The organism is Candidatus Zixiibacteriota bacterium (assembly GCA_020853795.1).
Taxonomy (GTDB): domain Bacteria; phylum Zixibacteria; class MSB-5A5; order CAIYYT01; family CAIYYT01; genus JADJGC01.
The window spans coordinates 1-5,417 of the sequence record JADYYF010000058.1 but is presented as its reverse complement, the minus strand read 5'-3'; the positions used below and the strand labels follow the sequence as shown (position 1 = coordinate 5,417).

The 5,417-nt window shown below is 57.9% G+C and carries 3 protein-coding genes; 2 read left to right on the top strand and 1 reads right to left on the bottom strand.

Annotation, left to right across the window (positions count from 1 at the left end; translation table 11 throughout):
• Nucleotides 1-158 precede the first annotated feature (158 nt).
• Nucleotides 159-2,042: a hypothetical protein gene (locus IT585_04105; GenBank protein MCC6962415.1), complete on the top strand. Its 1,884-nt coding sequence runs from the start codon at nucleotides 159-161 to the stop codon at nucleotides 2,040-2,042.
• A gap of 54 nt (nucleotides 2,043-2,096) precedes the next feature.
• Here IT585_04105 and IT585_04100 read toward each other — a convergent pair whose 3' ends face one another.
• A complete protein-coding gene (locus tag IT585_04100) occupies nucleotides 2,097-4,373 on the bottom strand; it encodes a tetratricopeptide repeat protein (GenBank protein ID MCC6962414.1) in 2,277 nt (758 codons plus the stop codon).
• 276 nt (nucleotides 4,374-4,649) lie between these two features.
• Between IT585_04100 and IT585_04095 the strand changes: the two genes are divergently transcribed.
• Nucleotides 4,650-5,417: hypothetical protein (locus IT585_04095; protein MCC6962413.1), on the top strand; the 768-nt coding region annotated here is incomplete at its 3' end.

Sequence of the window (5,417 nt, the reverse complement as noted above, 5' to 3'; positions counted from 1 at the left end):
CAGTGCCGGGGGCGGCGTCCGGGTACCGTTTAACAACATGGAACTGCGGTTGGACTATGGCTACCAGGACATGGGTCTGTTGGAACAAGCCCACCGCTTCACCCTCGGTCTGAAATTCTGAGTGCGAAGTTTGCTCTTGCTTGAGGAGGATGAGATAGATGTTTAGCGTGAGGAAATTGTGGGTGGTGGCGATGCTTGCGGCGGCGGCGCTGGTCATGGCGTTGAGCTCGTGCTCAACTGCGCCGGACGGCCCGGTGCCCTCGAATTTTGCTCCGATCGTCAAGATCGTGAACATTCCCGCCGAGGGATCGCACTTCACCACCAGCCCGTTGATCAACTGGTATGGTACCGATGCCGACGGTTACATCATTGCTTATGAGTACGCCATCGTTCGCGCGTCCGTGGTCGCCGCGGCCGTCGACACCAGCAACGAAAGCGCGGTGCGTGAATATGCCCGGACGCAGATCGACATGCCCGGGCCATCCAGCCCCTGCGACCCGACCTGCTGGATCATCATCGATGTCGCGACAACTGACAGTCCGACCCGCCAGCAGATTCGACTGATCGCCGGCAACACGCCGGAGGACACCGTCGTACAGTTCTTCTTTGTCCGTGCCGTCGACAACGATTCGACCCGGTCGATTATTGATTACAGCGTCTATTCGCGGAACAACAATCCGCCGACGACCGAAATCGTCACTGCGCCGGATACGCTGTTCTACTACGACCTGCCGGAAACCACTTTGACCTACAATGGCATCACGATGGAGTGGAAGGGACTCGACAAGATCGACTTCCCGAACGAAGCCGACCAGCCGGAATTTACATACTACTACCAGATCTTCGGGCCGTACCCGCACGGGCAACTCGACTATGATCCGGAGACTGGCGCTCCCAACGACGCCTTCGTGATCGACACAACCGCTATCGATAAACTGGTTCTGACCTCGCGCGATACGACACTGGGCGGCGTCTGGGTCAAGGCGACGACTGGACGGTTCTACAATCTCTGGCGCAATGAACCGGTTGCTGATACTTCACGGATGGGCGACTTTGTACTCAAGGTTGTCGCGCGCGACGATGCTTCCGCGCCCGATCCAACCCCCGAATACCGCGTCTTTACGGCGATTGACTTTAAGCCGCATAAGAATGTCCTGATCTTTGTTCCGTCATTCTGTGCCTCGGGCCCGACGCCGGGTGAAGTGCCCTGTTTCCCGGAAGGTGCCTACACCAATTTGCCCTATGAGATCTATGGCGAAGATGACATGGTCGAGGCCTATCAGCGCATCTTCAGCCAGGCCGGCTATCCCGACGCCGAGTTGATAAGAGTACCGAGAACGGGGCAGTCCCGCGGATTGTCCAAGGAAGTCTACGCGCGCTACCGCGTCGTCGCCATGCTTAACGACGGATCGGTCTCGCGTCTGGGCACAGTGCACATTCCGAATATGCTGGATTACATGGACTTCGGCGGCAACGTCTGGCTGTGGTCCCCGGCGGTCTTCGGCGGCAATGCCGAATCGTTAAATGGCTTCCAGGCTAATTCTTGGCAGTACCGCTACTTCAATATCACCGGCGAATTTCGCAGCTTCTGGACGCCGTCGTACACCAAGAAGTCAACTTGGCCGCCCGACCGCACCGATTCCATTCCAATGACAAATGAACAATTCACCGGCGGTCTGGCGCTGAATGGCACGGAGTTCAGCGACTTCAAGATCGATCTGGAGCGCGTCCAGCTTTCTTACAATTACCTGCGCACGAGTGCGCGGGCACAGGATACGCTCCGGTTCCGTGGCGCGCCGAACACTAGCTACTTCATCCGCGACATCTTCAGCCAACCGCTGTTCCTGTTCGAATCTTACTTCGGAAATACCGTTCCCGATAGCGCCAAAGCGTACATCAAGCCGATGCAAGGCACGATTGTCGCCGTGCGCCGAGACACCGGTATCTGGAAATCTGCCGTCTTTGGCTTCTCTGCGTTCTGTACGCGTGAGGACCAGGCGATTGACATCACGCGCAAGATGATGACGTGGTTCCTGAATTAAGAAAATCCACCTGTTGACATCGACGAGGGCGCCGGAGCTGATCCGGCGCCCTTCTTATTTGTTTTCTATCCGAAGCGCTTGAGCTAATGCCGTGGCCGGACCGAAGCCGGGCTGAATCTGCAGGCTCTGCGCCAGATATTGGCGTGAGGTAACCGTATCGGCGACGGCCAGGTAAGACAATGACAAGTTGAATGTAAGCACCGCTGTCGGCGGACCCGTCGTCAACGCGTGCTCAAACGCGGCTATCGCCTGCGGATACCGCCGGGCCGCGAAATAGGCTGATCCGAGGTTGATCCATGCCTCGGAGAGCTTTGGATCAAGCTCCGTCGCTCGGTTCAGATAAACTATCGCCGAATCCATCTGGCCGCGACTGCCCAGCACAAAGCCAAGATTGTAGAGCACGCGGCTCTCGAAGAGTGCCGGCGCCAATCGGTCGGAGGTTCGGGTCAAATTCGAAGCCTCGGAATAGCTGGGGGCTTGCCGCGCTTGCAGCGTCCCTGCCAGTTCACGCAACTGCCGTTCCGCCTCGTCATACCGGCGCAGATCGGAAGCCGTCACGGCCGCAATGAACTTCTCGCTGTTCGTTAACTGATGCTCGGCCGCATAGGCGCTGATCGTGGCGTAGGCGCTGTCGGATCGCCCCGATTCGCGCAGCGCGTACCAGAGATTCAGCCGAGCTTCAGCGAGGTACGGCTTCTCCTCCAGCGCCGCGCGCGCGGCAATGATCGCTTCCGGAAACTGCTCGGTTTGGCGATACAGATACGCCAGGTTATTCATCGCCTCGGCACTGCCGGTAAACAGCGAATCCTCCACCAGGAAATAATGCCAGGCCGAGTCGAACTGCCCCAGCTTCAGAAATGCCAGCCCCAGATTAAGATTGACTTGCTGCAACGGCGGTCCATCGGCGTTGGCGTGATGGTACACCGCGATCGCCTCCCCCGTTCGCCCGGCGTCCAGCAACAAATTGCCGCGACTGAACAACGCCTGCTGCCGGTTGTCAAACTGCATGCGATAAAGGTTGGTGTTCAGTACTAGCCCCAGCAAAATCACGACGCTGACCGGCTTGAGAAAACCAGCGATGCCGGCGCGCCGCCGATCCCAAAGCTCCATCAGGACGAAGGCGCTAAATATCGCCAACAGCGGCAACAGGGGCAGTCGAAAGCGGGAATTGACGAAGAACGCAACGAAAGTCAGCCCGTACAAAACCGCGAACACCGCCAGTCCTGAAACCACCGGCGAGCGTCGGCGCGCCAGCCACATTCCTACCAACCCCAGCGGCGCCAGTACTCCCATGCCCACCGGCAAAATCCGCAACATGACGGTCTGCGACTTGAAAAACGGCAAGTTGCGATTATTGGAGATGTCCGCGCCGGAAAATAACAGATAGGTTTTCTTCAACGTCAGTTTCAGCCAGGCGGCTGGCTCGCTCGCAATAAAACCAAGTCCGCGCCGAAAGTAGAAGCCGCTGATCCCATCCGCAGTCAGCGACTTACCCGCCTCGCTCTCGGCCAGATACTTGATATCCGCATACTGCCACGCATATCCCAATTTCCCCGGCATCACCGCGCTCACCCCGTCCGCCTCGGGATTGTTGCCGATGTAGAAATTGATTCCACCCTGGGTGGCGATCGAGAACGTCGGCTCCGACCGGGTCAGGTTGTGCCAAAGAACGAGCACAATCGGAATCGCCAACGGCCAGAGGAAGCCAAACCATTTCGACACGTGCCCACTTGCGGTTCCCTGCCGATCCGATCGCCACAATAGCCACAATGTAATCGGCACGAAGACAGCGGTATTGGGACGATTGATGATCGCCAGCCCCTGGATCAGTCCGGCCAGCGCCAGCCAGCTCCACGCGCGACTTTCGAGATACCGCAACAGACTCCAGATCAGGAGCAACAGCATCAACAATACTGAAGATTCGAGCAGCAGTTCGCCGTCGAAGTACACCAAATCCGCCGCAGCCAGTACCAGAATTGCAGCGATCATCGCCACTCGTTGATCGAACATTCGCTTCGCGATGACATAGGTCAGCGGAATCGAGAACGCCCCCAGTGCGAGCTGGACAAACCGGGCGAAAGCGATGCTGTTGTCGCTGACGAAATAGATCAGCGCCAGGAAGTAGTTGTAGAATGGCGCGCGAAAAAAAGGCTCGGTCGAAACCAATCCGCCGCTCGCAATCGCTTTCGCCGTGAGGTGATGATAGAGCGCGTCAACCGTCGGATACGAAAACTCAAGGAGACTTCGATACTCGAAAAAATAAATGATTCGGACAATTAGCCCCGCCGCCAGAAGTAGCCAAAAGGTTTTCCTGTCGCTTCCAGTCCTCATCGCGCCCAACATACTCGATTGAATCGACTCAGGCAACGAAGTCGTAGCCGTGCACTCCGTTGCATATCGACCTGCGCAGACTCGTGCAGAAACCTCCGGTGCACCCCTCAGGTAGAAACCTGCGAGCTCCGACGACCCAATTGAGCGACACTGCAACGCTATTGTTGATAACGACTTATCGGTGAGCCGGCAAGGAGCGGATTCGCGACTCAGCAGGGCATGTGCAATTCTTTGCAATCTTAGACCGTGGCACGACGCTTGCTCAAACAGGGGGTGATGAAGAACCGAATCACGATCACCACCCTGACCATCTTGATGCTGAGTCTCGCCGCCGTCTCAGGCGCCAGTCGGGATCTTGCGCTGTCCAAGATGTCGCCCGATCTCGCTGCCAAGGTTGTCCAGGGCGAGCAGCGCGTTGCCGTCGTGGCGTTCGTGCATTCTGTCGAGAACTTCGCGGCCAAGGCCGCGCTCTTCGAGAACTCAGCGCGCTCTTCACGTGAACACAATCTGCTGATTAGCCAGCTTCAAAATCGCCCACGCCAGAACCTGAAGATCAACGCCCTGCTCGATTCGCTCTTCGATGCCGGTCAGGTTAGCAATCGTCAAGAGTTCTGGATCACCAACGCCGTCGCCTTTGAAATCAGTGCTGACGCACTTGAGCGCTTGGCGGCTGAAGACGACATCACTTTGATCGTCGAGGACGCTCCGCTCGAACTCGTGGCGCCGGTTGCGACCGGTGAAGCTGAATCGGGTTTGGCTGGTAGCGATCTCTCGATGGCCCAAATTGGTGTCCGCGACATGTGGAATCTCGGCTACACCGGCCACGGTCGCCTCGTTTGCGGGTTCGACACCGGCGTGGAGGGGACCCATCCGGCACTCGCCGCCAACTGGAACGGCAGTGACGCGATCCCGGCCAACCAGGCGTGGTTCGATCCCTACGGTAGCGTCACTCCGGTCGACTTGAACGGCCACGGCACGCATACCATGGGTCTGATGGTCGGCCGCGAAGGTGTCGACACCATCGGCGTGGCGTTCAATGCCCGT